14 protein-coding genes and 1 pseudogene are annotated in these 16,914 nt (G+C 55.2%); 10 read left to right on the top strand and 5 right to left on the bottom strand.

Features of this window, described 5'->3' with window-relative positions; translation table 11 throughout:
* The first annotated feature begins 114 nt into the window (after positions 1 to 114).
* From RB620_RS01825 to gyrA, 7 genes and pseudogenes are all read left to right on the top strand, one after another.
* Positions 115 to 1,917: an ABC transporter ATP-binding protein gene (locus RB620_RS01825; RefSeq protein ID WP_308091796.1), complete on the top strand. Its 1,803-nt coding sequence runs from the start codon at positions 115 to 117 to the stop codon at positions 1,915 to 1,917.
* Positions 1,917 to 3,740, top strand: coding sequence for an ABC transporter ATP-binding protein (locus RB620_RS01820; protein WP_308091795.1), 1,824 nt, complete (start codon positions 1,917 to 1,919; stop codon positions 3,738 to 3,740). Before RB620_RS01825 ends, RB620_RS01820 begins: the two co-directional genes overlap by 1 nt.
* Before the next feature lie 267 nt (positions 3,741 to 4,007).
* A complete protein-coding gene (gene purT / locus RB620_RS01815; RefSeq protein ID WP_308091794.1) occupies positions 4,008 to 5,192 on the top strand; it encodes a formate-dependent phosphoribosylglycinamide formyltransferase in 1,185 nt (394 codons plus the stop codon).
* 91 nt (positions 5,193 to 5,283) lie between these two features.
* Positions 5,284 to 5,484 (top strand): annotated as a pseudogene (locus RB620_RS01810) (DUF3886 domain-containing protein); the annotation flags it as partial.
* Between the two features lie 126 nt (positions 5,485 to 5,610).
* Positions 5,611 to 6,801, top strand: a complete 1,191-nt coding sequence (locus RB620_RS01805; protein ID WP_308091793.1) for a M14 family zinc carboxypeptidase — start codon at positions 5,611 to 5,613, stop codon at positions 6,799 to 6,801.
* Positions 6,802 to 7,167: 366 nt separating this feature from the next.
* Positions 7,168 to 9,138 (top strand): DNA topoisomerase IV subunit B, encoded by a 1,971-nt coding sequence (parE, locus tag RB620_RS01800; RefSeq protein WP_308091792.1) that lies wholly within the window; start codon positions 7,168 to 7,170, stop codon positions 9,136 to 9,138.
* An 11-nt stretch (positions 9,139 to 9,149) separates the two neighbouring features.
* On the top strand, positions 9,150 to 11,606 hold the full coding sequence (gyrA, locus tag RB620_RS01795; RefSeq protein WP_308091790.1) for a DNA gyrase subunit A: 2,457 nt from the start codon (positions 9,150 to 9,152) through the stop codon (positions 11,604 to 11,606).
* On the opposite strand, the gene RB620_RS01790 is transcribed toward gyrA, so the two are convergent.
* Positions 11,597 to 11,764: a hypothetical protein gene (locus RB620_RS01790; RefSeq protein WP_308091789.1), complete on the bottom strand. Its 168-nt coding sequence runs from the start codon at positions 11,762 to 11,764 to the stop codon at positions 11,597 to 11,599. The two genes, gyrA and RB620_RS01790, sit on opposite strands and share 10 nt — an antisense overlap.
* A gap of 215 nt (positions 11,765 to 11,979) precedes the next feature.
* Between RB620_RS01790 and RB620_RS01785 the strand changes: the two genes are divergently transcribed.
* Positions 11,980 to 12,384: a MarR family winged helix-turn-helix transcriptional regulator gene (locus RB620_RS01785; protein WP_308091933.1), complete on the top strand. Its 405-nt coding sequence runs from the start codon at positions 11,980 to 11,982 to the stop codon at positions 12,382 to 12,384.
* A gap of 65 nt (positions 12,385 to 12,449) precedes the next feature.
* On the opposite strand, the gene RB620_RS01780 is transcribed toward RB620_RS01785, so the two are convergent.
* The 3 genes from RB620_RS01780 to RB620_RS01770 are packed head-to-tail and all read right to left on the bottom strand — an operon-like array spanning position 12,450 to position 15,344.
* Entirely contained in the window at positions 12,450 to 13,706 is a 1,257-nt protein-coding gene (locus RB620_RS01780; RefSeq protein ID WP_308091788.1) for a CapA family protein, read from the bottom strand.
* A gap of 52 nt (positions 13,707 to 13,758) precedes the next feature.
* Complete coding sequence (locus RB620_RS01775; protein WP_308091787.1) at positions 13,759 to 14,478, bottom strand: RluA family pseudouridine synthase; 720 nt, start codon at positions 14,476 to 14,478, stop codon at positions 13,759 to 13,761.
* Positions 14,478 to 15,344: a class I SAM-dependent methyltransferase gene (locus RB620_RS01770; protein WP_308091932.1), complete on the bottom strand. Its 867-nt coding sequence runs from the start codon at positions 15,342 to 15,344 to the stop codon at positions 14,478 to 14,480. The genes RB620_RS01775 and RB620_RS01770 overlap by 1 nt, the downstream gene beginning before the upstream one ends.
* 167 nt (positions 15,345 to 15,511) lie before the next feature.
* Between RB620_RS01770 and RB620_RS01765 the strand changes: the two genes are divergently transcribed.
* Together RB620_RS01765 and RB620_RS01760 are read left to right on the top strand one after the other, a co-directional pair.
* Positions 15,512 to 16,096, top strand: a complete 585-nt coding sequence (locus RB620_RS01765; protein ID WP_308091786.1) for a phosphatase PAP2 family protein — start codon at positions 15,512 to 15,514, stop codon at positions 16,094 to 16,096.
* Positions 16,097 to 16,102: 6 nt separating this feature from the next.
* Complete coding sequence (locus RB620_RS01760) at positions 16,103 to 16,300, top strand: hypothetical protein (protein ID WP_308091785.1); 198 nt, start codon at positions 16,103 to 16,105, stop codon at positions 16,298 to 16,300.
* A 68-nt stretch (positions 16,301 to 16,368) separates the two neighbouring features.
* Here RB620_RS01760 and RB620_RS01755 read toward each other — a convergent pair whose 3' ends face one another.
* Positions 16,369 to 16,785, bottom strand: coding sequence for a hypothetical protein (locus RB620_RS01755; protein WP_308091784.1), 417 nt, complete (start codon positions 16,783 to 16,785; stop codon positions 16,369 to 16,371).
* Positions 16,786 to 16,914: the final 129 nt, after the last annotated feature.

The following is a 16,914-nucleotide window of genomic DNA, read 5'->3' as shown; positions in this document are numbered from 1 at the left end:
CATAATAAGCGGTTTCACTCAAAAATTCGCAATTTTATCGAATTTGCTCCTCCTAACCGATGCTGATAATATTCATTCATGCTTAAGAAAACAGAGATGGGGAGATGGATTTACTTGGACGTACTGAGGCAGTTAAAGGCCTTCTATTGGCCAGAGCGAAAGTACTTGATCGGCTCGATCTTGTTCCTGATGATCGCGACGGCGCTCGGCCTGGTCTATCCGAACTTGTTGCGTTACCTGATCGACGACGTTATCAAACCAACAAGGTTCGACCTGGTGCCCGGGCTTGCGATGATCGTGGTGGGCGTCATTTCATTGAAAGCGCTCAATCAGTTCCTGCACGGCTTCTACGGAGGAAGACTCGGCAACAAAGTCGCTTATCACATGAGGAATGCGTTGTACGATAAGCTGCAAACCTTATCGTTCCAATATTACGATAAGGCGAAGACGGGCGATCTCATGTCCCGCTTGACGGCCGACCTGGAAGCGATCCGCAACTTCATCGGCTTCGGCTTCGCGCAAATTTTGAACACGGTGCTGATGGTTGTATTCGGCGGGGCCATGATGCTATACCTGAATTGGCAGCTGACGCTGATTACACTCATCCCGATGCCGATTCTGGCTTTCTTGGCGCTTCGGTTCGAGCGTCAGATCCATCCGGCATTCCGCGAAATGCGCCAAGCGATGAGCAATTTGACGACGGCCGTGCAAGAGAACATTACGGGCGTGCGCACCGTCAAGTCGTTCGCGAGAGAGTCCCATGAAGTGAACAAGTTTTCCGTGCGGAGCGAAGCGTATCAGCAAAATCAGGTCGGCGCCGCTTCGATCTGGGCGCGTTTCTTCCCGGTGATGGAGCTGACGGCGAACCTTAGCGCGGTCATTCTCCTCATTGCTGGCGGCACCATGGTCATTAACGGTTCGCTTCTGCTCGGGGAATTCGTAGCGTTCTTCAGCTTGATCTGGTACATTATCGGTCCGATGTGGGGCCTAGGCTTCCATATCAACAACTATACGCAGTTCAAAGCGTCGGGCGAGCGCGTGCTGTCGCTGCTGAACGAACATATTCATGTCAAAAGCGTGCAAGACGCGATCGAGCTTGACGACAGCCAAGTAAAAGGCCATGTCCGCTTCGAAAACGTCACGTTCAACTATCCGGACAAATCGCCGGCCATCACGGACCTTAACATCGATGCTCCGGCGGGCTCCGTCATCGGCTTTCTTGGCGCCACGGGTTCGGGCAAGTCGACGGTCATTCAACTGCTCATGCGAGCATATAACGTGAAGCAGGGTAGCATCACGCTGGACGGCATGGACATCCGGAACCTCGACGTGGCAACGCTAAGACGCCAAATCGCGCCGGTGTTCCAGGAGACGTTCCTGTTCTCCGCCTCCATTCGCGACAATATCGCCTACGGCGTTCGCGACGTTACGGACGAAGCGATCATGCGGGCGGCAAAGCTTGCGAAGGCGCATGATTTTATTATGGAGATGCCGCTTGGCTACGACACCGTCGTCGGCGAGAGGGGCATGGGGTTGTCGGGCGGCCAGAAGCAGCGGATCTCCATTGCAAGAGCGCTCATCAAAAACCCGCGCATTCTGATCCTTGACGACGCGACAAGCGCGGTCGACATGGAAACGGAGCATGAAATTCAAGCCGGATTCAAGGAATTGATGGCCGGCAGAACGACCTTTATTATCGCTCACCGCATCTCGTCGCTCCGCCACGCCGACGAAATTATCGTTTTGGATGAAGGGCATGTCGTGCAGCGGGGCACGCATGAACAATTAATCGCGCAAAAAGGGCCTTATTTGGATACGTATCGCATTCAGTACGCGGATTACATCGAGAAGCAGAAGGCGGAGTCCGGCCGCGAACCAATACCGGGAGTCTACGAAGCGCGGAGGAGTTCGATCTAATGAGCGCAAAAACGCATGCCAACGCAAGAAACAGAAACGAAAGATTCGTATACCAGGACGACGACGCGATCGAAAAGCCGTTTAACTGGGCGCAGCTTCGCCGGTTGTATCTGTACATGAAACCTTACAAGCGCCAGCTGATGCCCGTCATTATTATGATGGTCATCGGCACGCTGACGAGGCTGACGATCCCGCTGCTCATGCTGTACGCGATCGACAACATTCTTAACGCGGAATCCGGATCGCGCAGCGCGTGGGAGCTAGTGGCGGTTGCCGCCGGCATGCTCGTTCTGTACATCGTCCAATGGCTGTCCAACACGTACCGCATCAAATATACGAACATCATCGGCCAGAGCGTCATTTACGACCTGCGCCAACATTTGTTCCAGCATATCCAGAAGCTGTCGTTCCGCTTCTACGACAAGCGGCCGGCGGGTTCCGTTCTCGTGCGCGTCACGAATGACGTCAACGCGCTGCAGGACTTGTTCACGAACGGCGTCGTCAACTTGCTCATGGACTGCATCCAGCTGCTAGGCATTGTTATTATTTTGCTGGCGCTGAATGTGAAGCTCGGTCTTGCGGTCATGATTACCGTGCCGGTCATGTTCCTGGTATCGTCCTCCCTGCGGAAGAAGATCCGCTTCGCATGGCAGACGGTGCGGATGAAACAATCCCGCATCAACGCTCACTTGAACGAAAGCATCCAAGGGATGAAGGTGACGCAATCCTACGTTCAGGAGAAGGACAATATGGCCTTCTTCGACCATATGAACAGCGACAACGTCAAGTCGTGGAACAAAGCATCGGCGCTGAACCAAGGGTTCGGGCCCGTCATCGAGGTGACGTCCGCGATCGGCACATGCATCCTGTTCTGGTACGGCGCTTCGCTTATCGAGGACAAAGCGATTACGGTCGGCTTGCTCGTCGTGTTCGCCAACTATATCGGCAACTTCTGGGAGCCGATCAACAGGCTCGGCCAAATGTATTCGCAGCTGCTGATCGCTATGGCATCGTCGGAGCGGATCTTCGAATTCATCGACGAAGAGCCGACGGTAGCCGAGGCGCCACGCGCAAGGCTGCTGCCGGCCATCAAAGGCGACGTCGCGTTCGAGAATCTCGTCTTCGAATACGAACCGAACCGCCCGGCGCTCAAAAACGTCAGCATTTCGGTAAAAGCAGGGCAGTCCATCGCGCTGGTAGGTCACACAGGTTCGGGCAAAAGCACGATCATCAACCTGCTTTGCCGGTTTTACGATCCCGTGCAAGGCCGGGTTCTGATCGACGGCATCGATATTCGCGACGTGACGATCGAAAGCCTTCGTTCGCAGGTCGGCATCGTGCTTCAGGACACGTTTATTTTCGCCGGATCGATTCGCGACAATATCCGCTACGGCCGATTGGACGCGACGGACGACGAAATCGTCAAGGCCTCGCAAGCCGTGCACGCGCATGATTTCATCATGAGTTTGCCGGACGGCTACGATACGCAGGTCGAGGAACGCGGCAACGTGCTCTCGATGGGTCAGCGGCAGCTGCTGTCCTTCGCGCGCGCGCTGCTCGCCGATCCGAAGATTCTGATCTTGGACGAAGCGACCGCGAGCATCGATACCGAAACCGAGCTCAAAATCCAAGAGGCGCTGAAGACGCTGTTGAAAGGCAGAACGTCGTTTATGATCGCCCACCGGTTGTCGACGATTCGCCACGCGGACGAAATCATCGTGCTCGATCATGGCGTGATCGTCGAGCAGGGCAACCATACCGAACTGATTGCAAAGAGAGGCGTCTACAACGGCCTCATCGAAGCGCAGTACAAATTTGTTTGAGTTTGTTTGAGTGAATGTGAGTTAAATGAAAGTTCAAAAGTTCGGTTTCGAGTACCGAGAAGATTGAATGAAGCTAGAAACTGAGTAGCGGAGCGTAGCAGAGCTACGTGAGCAACGGAAGTTTCGGCTGAGTTCAATATTCGACGTCGAGTAAGCTACTTGGCATCCCATCGTAATCGTAATCGGACTTTTGAACATCCTTATATTGATTTTTGGGCGAAGAACCTCCACAATGGAAACATCATGTTTCCAGGAGGTTCTTTTGTTATGTATGGATCACCTTTATCTTCGCAAGCCCGTAAAATCATGTTGCTCGGCTCCGGCGAGCTCGGCAAGGAAGTCGTGCTGGAAGCACAGCGGCTTGGCGTCGAGACGATCGCCGTCGACCGGTACGACAACGCGCCGGCCATGCAGGTCGCGCATCGGAAGTACGTAACCGACATGCTGGACGGAGAGGCGATTCGCCGCATCATCGAGGAGGAACGACCTGACCTGATCGTTCCGGAAATCGAGGCGATCGCAACGGAGACGCTTCTTGCGCTCGAGAGCGAAGGCCATCGCGTCATCCCGACCGCTCGCGCCGCCCGCTTAACGATGGACCGCGAAGGCATCCGCAGGCTTGCCGCCGAGACGCTTGGCTTGCCGACGGCGCCGTACCGGTTCGCCGATTCGCTGGAGGAGCTGCGAGCCGCCGCAAGCGAGCTCGGATTCCCATGCGTCATCAAACCGATCATGAGCTCGTCGGGCAAAGGCCAGAGCGTCTGCCGCTCCGAAGCGGAGCTGGAGAGCTGCTGGAATTACGCGATGGAAGGCGGGCGCGCCAAGAAGACGCGCATCATCGTCGAAGGATTTATTACGTTTGATTCGGAAATTACGCTCTTGACGGTTCGTTCCGTCTCCGGCACGAGTTATTGCCCGCCGATCGGCCATGTCCAGAAGGACGGCGATTATATCGAATCGTGGCAGCCGCATGCGATGAGCGAAGCCCATATTCGCGAGGCGGAAGATATCGCCCTTCGCATTACGGAAGAGCTTGGCGGCTATGGCATCTATGGCGTGGAACTGTTCATAACGCCGAATGGCGTCCTGTTCAGCGAGGTGTCTCCGCGTCCGCACGATACGGGCATGGTGACGATGGCGACGCAGGATCTGTCGGAGTTCGCGCTGCATGTGCGCGCGATATTGGGCTTCCCAATTCCAACGATCCGGCTGCTGACGCCGGGGGCGTCCCATACGCTCAAAGCGGACCGCGAAGCAAGCGACTTCCGGATCGGAGGCATCGAAGAGGCGTTATCCGTTCCGAATACGCAAGTGCGCTTATTCGGCAAGCCGGAAACGAAGGTCGGACGCAGGATGGCCGTTGCGTTGTCCAGCGCCGGCGATATCGACGCTGCAAGATATCTGGCGCGTACTGCGGCGGAATCCTTATTTATCGAATACTCCGGCAAGTAGGTGAACAACGGCTATGGGCAAGAAGCAGAAGCGGCATGACGGATCCAATAAGTAGCAAAACAACGCGTCGGCGGCTCCGGAGCAAGGAGCGACGCTGAAGGAGCTGCTCGGCGCGGACGTGCTTAAGAAGCTGAAAGAACAATCCGATCAGTTAAAGCAAGAAGACACAGATCGCAAAGAGCGCGAGCGCAAGGAAGCCGAAGAAGCGAAGAAACGCGAGAAGAAGCAAAAAGAAAACGATTTTTCTTACTTGCTCGACAACAGCGATCCGAGCTGGAGCAAGTACAAATAGGCGTGTTTCGTCAAAGGCGTTATCCGCCCTAACCGAACCTCATGCTAATCCCCGCCATACGATAAGGTAGAATGCGACTGCACGATTGGAGCATGAACGACCGCTTACGTATGGGGAGGCAAAAGCATGCAAGTGAAGGTTAGGCCGGGGGATACGTTATGGAAATACAGCATTTTGTTCGGCGTCCCTTATCAATTGATTTTGGATTCCAATCGCGAAGCGATCCCGCAAGCATTAGCGATCGGCGATACGGTTAACATACCGGGTTACATGTGGGCGGAGCATACGGTCATCGCAGGAGATTCGCTTTGGCGCATCGCGACGATGAACGGCGTTTCGGTCGATCTGCTCATACAAAGCAACCCGGGGCTGCAAGGCGGACTGCTGTCCATCGGCTCCAAAGTATCGGTGCCGCGCAGGGTTACGAGCCGCGTCGTCGAACCGAAGCGGGAGTACGGATACGGATCGCTGCTGCAGGACTTGAATCGGCTGGCGGATATCTACCCGTTCCTGAGGCGATCCGAGATCGGCTCGTCGGTGATGGGCAAGTCGATTCCCGAAGTCGTTATCGGAGGCGGACAGAAAAAAGTTCACTTCAACGGATCGATCCATGCGAACGAATGGATTACGACATCCGTCATCATGCAATTCCTGAATGATTATTTGCTCGCGCTGACGAACAGCACGGATCTTGGCGGGCTGGCGATGTATCCGCAATATTTGACCACATCGCTATCGGTCGTGCCGATGGTGAATCCTGACGGCGTCAATCTGGTCGTCAGCGGGTTGCCGACTTATGAACCGTACCGCAGCGAAGCGCTTGCGATCAACGGAGGCAGCGAAAATTTTGATGGCTGGAAAGCAAATATTCGCGGGGTCGATCTGAACAAACAATTCCCGGCTTTGTGGGAACGCGATGCCGTCCAGGGGCCGCAAGAGCCGGCGCCCCGCGACTATTCGGGTTCTGCTCCGCTCACGGAGCCGGAGGTGCAGGCGCTGGCGGAATTGACGCGCGGCAGCGGATTCCAGCGCGTACTGGCGTTCCATACGCAAGGCCAGGTTATCTATTGGGGCTTCGAGGGACTCGAGCCGCCGCAATCCGAAGTATTGGCGAACGAATTCGCCGCCGTCAGCGGATACGAGGCGGTCCGGTACGTGGACAGCACGGCCGGCTACAAGGATTGGTTCATACAAGACTTCCGGCTGCCCGGTTTTACGCTGGAGCTGGGAAGCGGGGTCAATCCGCTGCCCATTGAGCAATTCGGGGAAATATACGGGCATACGCTCGGGATTATGCTCGCCGCTTTGTATATGTAACCGCTTCGGGATCGTCCCGAATGGAGGAAAGGATGCTGATCCAGCATCCTTTTTTCATCCGCGCGGCATAAGGGACGGCCGAAATGCGCACCATGGTAACAACTTCGCATGTTTCCTGAACGACCTTGGAATGGGATGTCCTGTTACGATGTCCCGCTATTATCGGAACAACAAAGATTATTTTGCGAACGTTCGTTCGATTTGATAAAATGGTTAAATTGCTTGCCATTACGGCATTATGGGTCGCCGGAAGGGGCCGTTCCGGAACGGCAGCAAAACATCCTTTACGATCATGACTTTACGAAAGGATTGTCTTGCTTTAAAATAGCTTGAAGATAAACGAGATTTACGGACTGGGGGAAGCTCATGGCTGAGCAAATGGATTTATTCATGAACGGAACGGCCACGGAACGGAATTACGAGGCCGATGATATACAAGTGCTCGAGGGATTGACGGCAGTTAGGAAACGCCCTGGCATGTACATAGGAAGCACCAGCGTCTCCGGTTTGCACCATCTGGTATGGGAGATCGTCGACAACGCCGTGGACGAGCATTTGGCGAAGTTTTGTTCCTCGATCGAGGTGACGCTCCATAAGAACGGTTCCATCACCGTACACGACAACGGGCGGGGCATCCCGACAGGCATGCACAAGACCGGCATTCCGACGCCGCAGGTCGTCTATACGATTCTCCACGCGGGCGGCAAGTTCGGCGGAGGCGGCTATAAGAAATCGGGCGGCCTCCATGGCGTCGGCGCTTCGGTTACGAACGCGTTGTCCGAATGGCTCGAGGTCGAGATTTTCCGCGACGGCAAAATACATAAAATGAGATTCGAGTATTGGGTGGACGACAGCGGCAAAGAGCATGTCGGCGAGCCGGTGACCGGCCTCGAACAGATCGGCAATACGAACCGCACGGGGACGAAGGTGACGTTCAAGCCGGATGGAAGGGTATTCCAGAACGGCACGTCGTTCAACTACGATACGCTTGCCGAACGCCTGCAAGAGATCGCATTCCTGAATTCGGGGTTGAAAGTGACGATCAAGGACGACCGAAGCGGCAAATCGGATGTATTCCATTACGAAGGCGGCGCAAGCGAGTTCGTGCAGTTCCTGAACGAGGAGAAGACGGTCTTGCACGACGTCGTCCACTTCGCCGGCGAACGCGACGACATCGAGGTCGAAGTCGCGCTCCAGTATAACGACGGATATACTGAAACGATCGCGTCATTCGTCAATTCCATCCCTACGCGCGGCGGCGGCACGCACGAGACGGGCTTCAAAACGGCGTATACGCGCGTTATGAACGATTATGCTCGCAAAGCCGCTCTGCTTAAGGAAAAGGACAAAAATCTCGAAGGCAACGATTTGCGCGAAGGCATGATGGCCGTCATCAATATTAAGATGTCCGAAGTCGAGTTCGTCGGCCAGACCAAGGATCAGCTCGGCAGCGCTTCCGCGCGCAGCGCGGTGGACGCCGTCGTCGCGGAGAAGATGCAAGTGTTCCTCGAGGAAAACCCGCAGGTCGCCCAATCGCTGCTGAAGAAGGCCGTGCAGGCGTCGAAGGCCCGCGAAGCGGCCCGCAAGGCGCGCGAGGAAATCCGCAGCGGCAAGAAAAAAAGCGAAAGCTCCAATCTGGGCGGCAAGCTGACGCCGGCGCAATCGAAGGATTACGCGCGCAACGAGCTGTTCATCGTGGAAGGCGATTCCGCGGGCGGATCCGCCAAGCAGGGAAGGGATTCGAAACATCAGGCGATTCTGCCTCTGAAGGGCAAGCCGATGAATCCGGAAAAGGCCAAGCTCGTCGATATTCTCAAAAACGACGAGTACAAAGCGATCATTTCGGCGATCGGAGCGGGCGTGGGTCCGGAATTCGAAGCCGAAGAAAGCAACTATAACAAAATCATTATTATGACGGATGCGGACACGGACGGCGCCCATATCCAGGTGCTGCTCCTGACATTTTTCTACCGGTATATGAAACCGCTGATCGACAGCGGTCGCATCTATATTGCGCAGCCGCCGCTCTTCAAGATTACGCGCAAGTCCGGGAAGCTCGAGACGGTGCGTTACGCGTGGACGGACGAGCAGCTGCAGAACTATTTGAAGGAATACGGGAAAGGCTACGAGCTTCAGCGCTACAAGGGTCTCGGGGAGATGAACCCGGACCAGCTTTGGGAAACGACGATGAATCCGGAATCGCGCACGCTGCTGCAAGTGCAGATCGAAGACGCGGCCAAGGCGGAGCGCCGGGTATCGACGCTGATGGGCGACAAGGTGGATCCGCGCAAGCGCTGGATTATCGAGAACGTAGATTTTACGGAATTTGAAGAGTAAGGGGGATTAGCATGAGTATCCTGGAACAATTCCTGCCGGCGTTCCTGGAGGAGGTCGTTGGAGACCGCTTCGGACGTTATTCGAAATACATCATTCAGGACCGCGCCATTCCCGACGTCCGCGACGGGCTTAAGCCCGTGCAGCGGCGTATCCTGTACGCCATGTACGATGCCGGCAATACGCCGGACAAGCCATACCGCAAGTCGGCCAAGACGGTAGGCGACGTCATGGGCAACTATCATCCGCACGGCGATTCTTCGATCTATGAAGGCATGGTACGCATGGCGCAGCCGTGGAAGATGGGACATCCGCTCGTCGACGGCCATGGCAACTGGGGTTCGCAGGACGACGATCCGGCGGCGGCGATGAGATATACCGAAGCTCGGTTGTCCAAAATCGCGATGGAGCTGCTTCGCGACATCGACAAACGAACCGTGCAGTTCAAAGACAACTTCGATAATACGACGAAGGAGCCGGTTGTACTGCCATCCCGTTATCCAAACCTGCTGGTAAACGGGGTCAGCGGTATCTCTTCCGGCTTCGCGACGGAGATTCCACCGCATAACCTTCGCGAGATCATAGACGCTTGCATCGCCTTTATGGCGAATCCGCAGCTGCCGCTTGAACAGCTTATGGCCATCGTGAAAGGCCCCGACTTCCCGACGGGCGGCCTGATCATGGGCGAAGAAGGGATTCGGGAAGCGTATACGACGGGCAAAGGCCGCATTTATATTCGCTCGAAGACGGCCATCGAGGATATGCGGGGCGGCAAGCAGCAGATCGTCATCACCGAAATTCCATATCAAGTCGTCAAATCGCGGCTTGTCACGGCGATGGAGAACATTCGGCTGGAGAAAAAGGTCGAGGGGATCGCGGAGGTGCGCGACGAGAGCGGCCGCAATGGGCTTCGCATCGTCGTCGAGCTGAAGAAGGATGCAGACGCAAGCGGAATTCTTGCCTATTTGTTGAAGAAAACCGATCTGCAGGTGACGTATAACTTCAATATGGTTGCCATCGTCAACAAAGCGCCGCAGCAGCTTGGCCTGCTGCCAATGTTGTCCGCTTACGTCGACCATCAGAAGGAAGTCGTTACCCACCGCACCAAATACGAGCTTGAGAAAGCCGAAGATCGCGCGCATGTCGTCGAAGGACTTGTGAAGGCGCTGAATTTGCTGGACGAGATCATCGCGACGATTAAAGCGTCGAAGAACCGCGGAGACGCGCAGGACAATCTCGTGGCGAAGTTCGGCTTTACGGAGCGTCAAGCAGACGCGATTCTGACCTTGCAGCTCTACAGGCTCACGAACCTGGAGATTACTTCGCTGGAGAAGGAATTGAAGGAGGCGCAGCGCCGGATCGCTTACTTGCGTTCCATCCTGGAAAGCGAGAAAAAGCTGATCGGAGTCATTCGCGAAGAATTGACCGAAATTCGGGATAAGTACGGTATAGACCGCCGTTCCGATATACAGGGCGAGGTCGAGGAGCTAAAGGTTAACCTTGAAGTGATGGTTACGCCGGAGGATGTTCTCGTCACGCTGAGCAAGGACGGCTACATGAAGCGGACCAGCATGCTGTCGTTCACGCGTTCCGGAGGCGAGCTCGACAATTCGGGCGTGAAGGAAGGCGACGTCATCCGCGATATGTTATTGGTCAATACGATCGATAGCTTGCTGCTCTTCACGCGCAAGGGACAATACTACTTGCTGCCCGTCCACCAAATTCCGGAATTCAAGTGGAAGGATACGGGGACGGCGATCGTCAATATCGTTCCGCTGCCGAAGGACGACGGCATCGTCAGCGTCCTGCCGGTGAAGGACATAAACGAATCGGGACAATCGCTTGTTTTCGTCACGAAGCGGGGTCAGGTCAAGCGGACGGAGCTGAAGGAATACGCGACGACGCGTTCGACGGCCGTCGCCGCATGCAAGGTCGCTGACGGCGACGAAGTGATCAGCGTCACGCAGAGCGATGGCTCCAAACATATCGTTCTCGTCTCGAAGAACGGCATGAGCATCCGCTTCGACGAATCCGAAGTGAATCCGATGGGCCGCGTCGCTACAGGCGTGAAGGGAATTGCTTTAAGGGAAGACGACGAGATAACGTCCGCGTTATGGGTCGCCGACGATGAAGGCGAGATTCTCGTCATCTCCGATCTCGGCTACGCGAAACGTTCGCTTCTGCTTGATTATCCGATTCAAGGCAGAGGCGGGAAAGGCGTCCAGACGTTCGAATTCAAGGAAGGCAAACGGGTACGCTCCAACGGCGCCGCGCTTATCGCCGCCTATTACTGCACGAAACCGCTCGAAATCGTTGCGCTTACATCGTCTGGCGCACGTTTGACTGCCGACTCGGAGAAGGCGCCGATTGAAGAGCGGAAGTCGATCGGAAGGACGCTGTTCCCGATCGAGAAGCCTGATCATGTCATAACGACGTTTGTCCGTTCCGCCTCGTCATTCCATCAATCATAAGGCTGATTCGGGGGATTAAATCGCTCGATAAGCTCCAGCATCGCTTCCAACATGACCCACAGCGGAACCAGCTCGTCAGGGCGGTCCAGCCACTGTGGGTCTTTGATGATGCCGTAAGCTTTGATTCTGCGTATCACTTCCGATTTCCGTTCATCCACCCGAATCACGCTCCCTCATGCCAATTAACGTCTCGCTCGCCGAAATACCCGCGAACATGGGCTGTCGCCTCATTATATGTCTTCTGCTGTCAAACGGTTCGGGATCATGGCGATAAGGCGCGCAAACTATTAATTGCGTTAACCTTTTATTCGACATTCGCGATAGGTATAATAGAGTTAGGAGATTCATAATGGACAGGAAGCGGGTGGATGGCATGATTTCCGAAGACTTTACGAAGGTATGGACGAAGCTGACGCGCGAGTGGAAAATCAATCTGGAGCAATCGCTGGCTCCGCTCACCGAAGGCCAGCTGAACGTATTGGAGCTGCTTCTGGATTCGGAACCGATGAAACCTTCCGATCTCATTCCGTATTTGTCGACGACGCCGGCAGCCGTCACCACCTTGCTTGATCGGATGGAACGCAACGGGCTCATCGTTCGTTCGCGGGACGATCAGGACCGTCGCATCGTATGGATTACCGTCTCGGAGCAAGGCAAGGCGGAGGCGGAGCGGGGGAGAGGCATTCGAAGCAACTTGATCGGCGAGTCGCTGGATCGCATCTCCGCGCACAACCAGCAATTGCTCGTATTGTTGTTAGGCAAAGTCGCGAATCATTGACCGCGGCGCGCATCCATATAGGAAGGGCTGTTCAGCCGCCAAAAGCGGCATGAACAGCCCTTTGTTCATTTCATAGATTTCAGCCGTTCGGTCAACATCGCGAAGTCCCTCTTCAGCATCTCGTAATCGGTTGGCTTCAGAAGTTTGTCGTCCGCGGCAGCAATCGTCGCCTCCACGGGAAGCACGCGATAACGATACGATTTGTCGAGGCGGTAACGGTGCACCCAAGTCGGAATCGCCTCCACTTCCGTCAATTGGACGGACTTGTCCGACATGTTTTTTTTCACGTTTACTTTGAAGATGACGCCGTAATCCTTGGAATCTCCGCGTTGGTTCGAGATGAAGTTGCCCATCGAATAAATGATGAGCGCTTGTTTCGGGCGTCCCTGCTCATCAAACGTATCGACAACCTCGTAAGGCTGCAGGACGTGGGGATGGGAGCCCGCGATGATATCGGCGCCGGCAGCGGCCAAGGCGCGCGCCAGCGTCGTCTGCGACTCGTTCGGGACGGTCTGGTATTCCGTGCCGAAGTGGAGCGATACCGTCACGATATCGGCTCCCGCTTCGCGCAGCCGCTTGATGTCGCCTTTGATCTTGGTTTCGTCGATCAGATTTACGAGATAAGGCTTGCCTTCGGGAATCGGAATGCCATTCGTGCCATAGGTGTACGCAAGCAGTCCCATTCGAATGCCGTTTTTCTCGGAGATGATTAGAGCATCGGCATCCGCTTGGGAAGAAGCCGTACCGACGGCTTGCAGGCCCAGCGCCTTCAGATGTTCCAGCGTGCGAAGAACGCCTTTCTCGCCTTTGTCGAGCGAATGGTTGTTGGCGGTGGACAACAAGTTGAAGCCGGCATTCCGAAGAGCTTCCGCCAGCTCGGTCGGCGCGTTGAAGGTCGGATAGCCGGAATAGCCGAACGACTCGCCGGCTACCGGAGTTTCCAAATTCGCCATCACCCAGTCGCCTTGCTCGAGAATCGGCTTGACGTTCGCGAAGAAGGGATTAAAATCATACTTGCCGGTAGCCGCGTCGTAAGCGCCCGGCAGCTGCGGGGAATGGCTCATAATATCGCCGACCCCCATCCATACCGCTTCGGCGAAGACGGGCGGAGCAGGCGTCGGATCGGGCGTAGGGGACGGCGTCTCCGTTGCCGGCGCCGCAGAAGGGGAAGCAGAGTCGGCTATCTCCGTTGCGTTTGGCGTGTTTATAGAAGTTCCTGTAAACGTAGGGAGAAACCAAATGAAGACAAAAGCGATCGATAATAGTGCCAAAATCGTAAAAGCGACATATGCGAATGTTTTTTTGTTTTTTCTTTTTCTCAAACGGATTACGTCCTCTCCTGGGCGGCTTCGGCTGCCAATCGGTTAGTCGCCGCTAACCGCCGACTTCTAACATGGCAGTCGAAGCGGCATCGAGTTCGTCCTGCGTCCACCATGCCCACGCGGAGCTGCTTTCCGGCAAGGACCGAAAGGTCAGCATCTCCTTCGTTACGGGATGGGGAAAGGATACCGAGGTGGACCAAAGCAGGATTTCGGAAATATCCTTCCTTCTGGCTGCGCCATACTTGAGATCGCCGACGAGCGGACATCCGATAAACGCCATTTGGGCGCGGATTTGATGGGGTCTTCCCGTGTGCAGCTTCACGGCAATCAGGCTGAAGCCATGATTCGAAGCCATAACCGCATAGTCTAGTATCGCTTCCTTTGCTTCAGGTGCAGGAGAGTCGAACACCGAGACCTGATTGCGTTTGGAATCCTTGCGAATGTAATGCGTAAGCGAAGCCGCGCGTTTCGCCGGCGTTCCCTGCACAACGCACATGTACGTCTTCCCGAACATCCGGCTTCGCACGGCTTCGGATAGCCGGGAAGCGGCTTTGGATGTTTTGGCGAACACCATGGCGCCTCCGACCGGGCGATCCAGCCGGTGGACAAGGCCCAGGAAGACGTTGCCGGGCTTGTTATGGCGAACTTTCAGGTCCTCCTTCAGCAGCGTGAGCATATCGGGATCGCGCGTCTCGTCTTCCTGCGACGGGATCCCTGGAGGTTTCACGACCGCCAAGACGTGATTGTCTTCGAACAGGACGCGGATCGCCATTATTCCGACTCCCAGCGTCCCAAAATGCCGCAAGGCAGATGGAGCCCGGACTTCTTGATAGGCAGGCCGATCTCGCCGCAGTGGATCATTCCGCCGTACTTCGGTTTCATGGCCATATGGAGCAAGTTATGAAGAACCGTCGGCGACAAACCGGTCGTATAAGAGTTGATCAGCAGGAACAGCGGATTGTCGGAGAGGATCGTCGTACATGTCTGCAGGAAGGGATACAGATTCTCTTCCAGCTTCCACGTTTCTCCGTTCGGACCGCGTCCGTAGGAGGGAGGATCCATAATAATCGCGTCGTACTGGCGTCCTCTGCGCTGCTCGCGCTGTACGAACTTGAATACATCGTCCGTAATGTAACGGATCGGCGCGGACTCAAGCCCGGATAAGGTGGCGTTGTCCTTCGCCCACTGGACCATGCCTTTGGCGGCATCCACATGGCATACATCCGCTCCGGCCGCCGCGGCCGCGACGGTTGCGCCGCCGGAGTACGCAAACAGATTCAGGACGCGGATCGGCCTGCCGGCCTTCCGGATCTTGTCCATCATCCAGCTCCAGTTCACCGCTTGCTCCGGGAACAGTCCCGTATGTTTGAAATTGGTCGGTTTAATATGGAACTTCAGATCGCCGTACGCAATCGTCCATCGCTCGGGCAGACTTGGGCGCATCTCCCACTTGCCGCCTCCGGAAGCGCTTCTGTGATAATGCCCATCGGCACGCTTCCACTCCCCGGTTTCATCGGCAATCGGCCAAATAATTTGCGGATCCGGACGTCGAAGGACATAATTGCCCCAGCGTTCCAATTTATCCCCGTCTCCCGTATCAATTACCTCGTAATCTGACCACTGATCGGCTAAATACATCAATTCGAACCATTCCTGTCTATTGAAAGTCTTGTAAAGTAAACATATCATCGCTTATTATAACGAAGCAAGGGAGAGTAAGCAACGAAAGCGAACGGGCGGAGGCGGTATTTATTCGAAGTGATAGGTTAACATGGATTATAGCGTTACTAGCGGGCGCAGCGGGATTGATTGCCATCTGTGTGACGTTGCCCGAACAAGGCGGCTATGCGATGGACCGATCGTTCCAGACGTATATGGCAGGCTGGCGAGGCGAGAGCGCAACGGCCGCGATGAAGGCGCTGAGCGGAATCGGATCTACCGCCGGAATTATCGCAATCACTTTGGCAGTCGCCGCTATCGTCGGCTGGAGAATGGGGTGGCGGCATGCAGCGATTCTGATTGGCGCGATGATCGCGGGGTACGGCTTGAATGCCGTTCTTAAAGCCGGCATTGGTCGAGTTCGTCCGTCCGATGCTTGGGGAATCGCCGTTGACGGCGCAAGCTTCCCAAGCGCTAACGCGATGCTGGGCATGATCTTGTTCGGCCTCCTGGCGATGTTTGCGGTTGCGAGAAGCGGCATGCGGGGATGGCTCAAAGGTACGATGGCGGCAATTTGCTTCCTCATGATCCTGCTTCTTGGCCTTAGCCGCTTGTATTTTCACGTCCATTATTTGTCCGACATCTTAGCGGGGTATGCCTCGGGCCTCGCGATCGTCGCGGGAGCGATGCTTCTGCCATTTAAGGCAAAAGAAATCGGGAAAGGGGCTTAATCGTTCATGATGCATCTGGAATGCGAATGCGGCAACCGTACGAATTTGTTCGCGACGGGAGACAGGGACGAACACGGCAGGGAATTTATCGAGCTGGAAGACGACGAACGGTTCAGCTTCGAGATCGGCGACGACAGTATCGTCTTCCGCTGTACGTTCTGCGGGTACAAATACCGGCTGAAGCAATACGGACTAATCGAATAACCGCATTAAAAATGAAACCGGGCTGAAGTCCATCGCGATTCGTCGCGAGGGCGCAGCCCGGTTACGCGTTAGTAGCAGTAATACTTTTCCCAAATCTTTTTGGAATCGTCCTTGTTGTCTTCCCACCAGCAGTAATCTTCCCACCAGTCGTCTTCCCACCAATCCCAGAAGCCGCCTTTGTCCTTATCCTTGTCCTTATCTTTGTCCTTATCCTTGTCCTTATCTTTTCCTTTGTCCTTGTCCTTGTCTTTGTCCTTGCCTTTGTCCTTGTCATTGTCGTACTTGTCATTGCCGCCGTAGCTGCTGCCTCCGTAATTGTACCCGCTACTGGAAGAACTGCCGAAGATAGAGAAGAGGCTGGAGAAGAAGCCTTTGCTCCCGTTATCCCCGGAGTAGCTTGAGTAACTGGAGGCAAAAGCCGATGCCGGGAATGCTAGCAACGTCAGCAGTACGGTCAAACCTAAGACCTTCTTCCAAACGGCCATGAGTGATTCCCTCCTATATGTACAGATTTAGAGAACGCAATGTTCTTTATAAAGAATTTACCATGCGCGAGCAATCGTGTAAACGAAAATTTTCCAGAAAAATCCCTTGTCTCCGGCATGGAGACAAGG

It is taken from the genome of Paenibacillus sp. LHD-117 (assembly GCF_030929555.1).
In the GTDB taxonomy this organism is placed as follows: Bacteria; Bacillota; Bacilli; order Paenibacillales; family Paenibacillaceae; genus Pristimantibacillus.
Note: the sequence above shows the minus strand (reverse complement) of the source record. Positions and strands in the feature narration are given on the sequence as shown.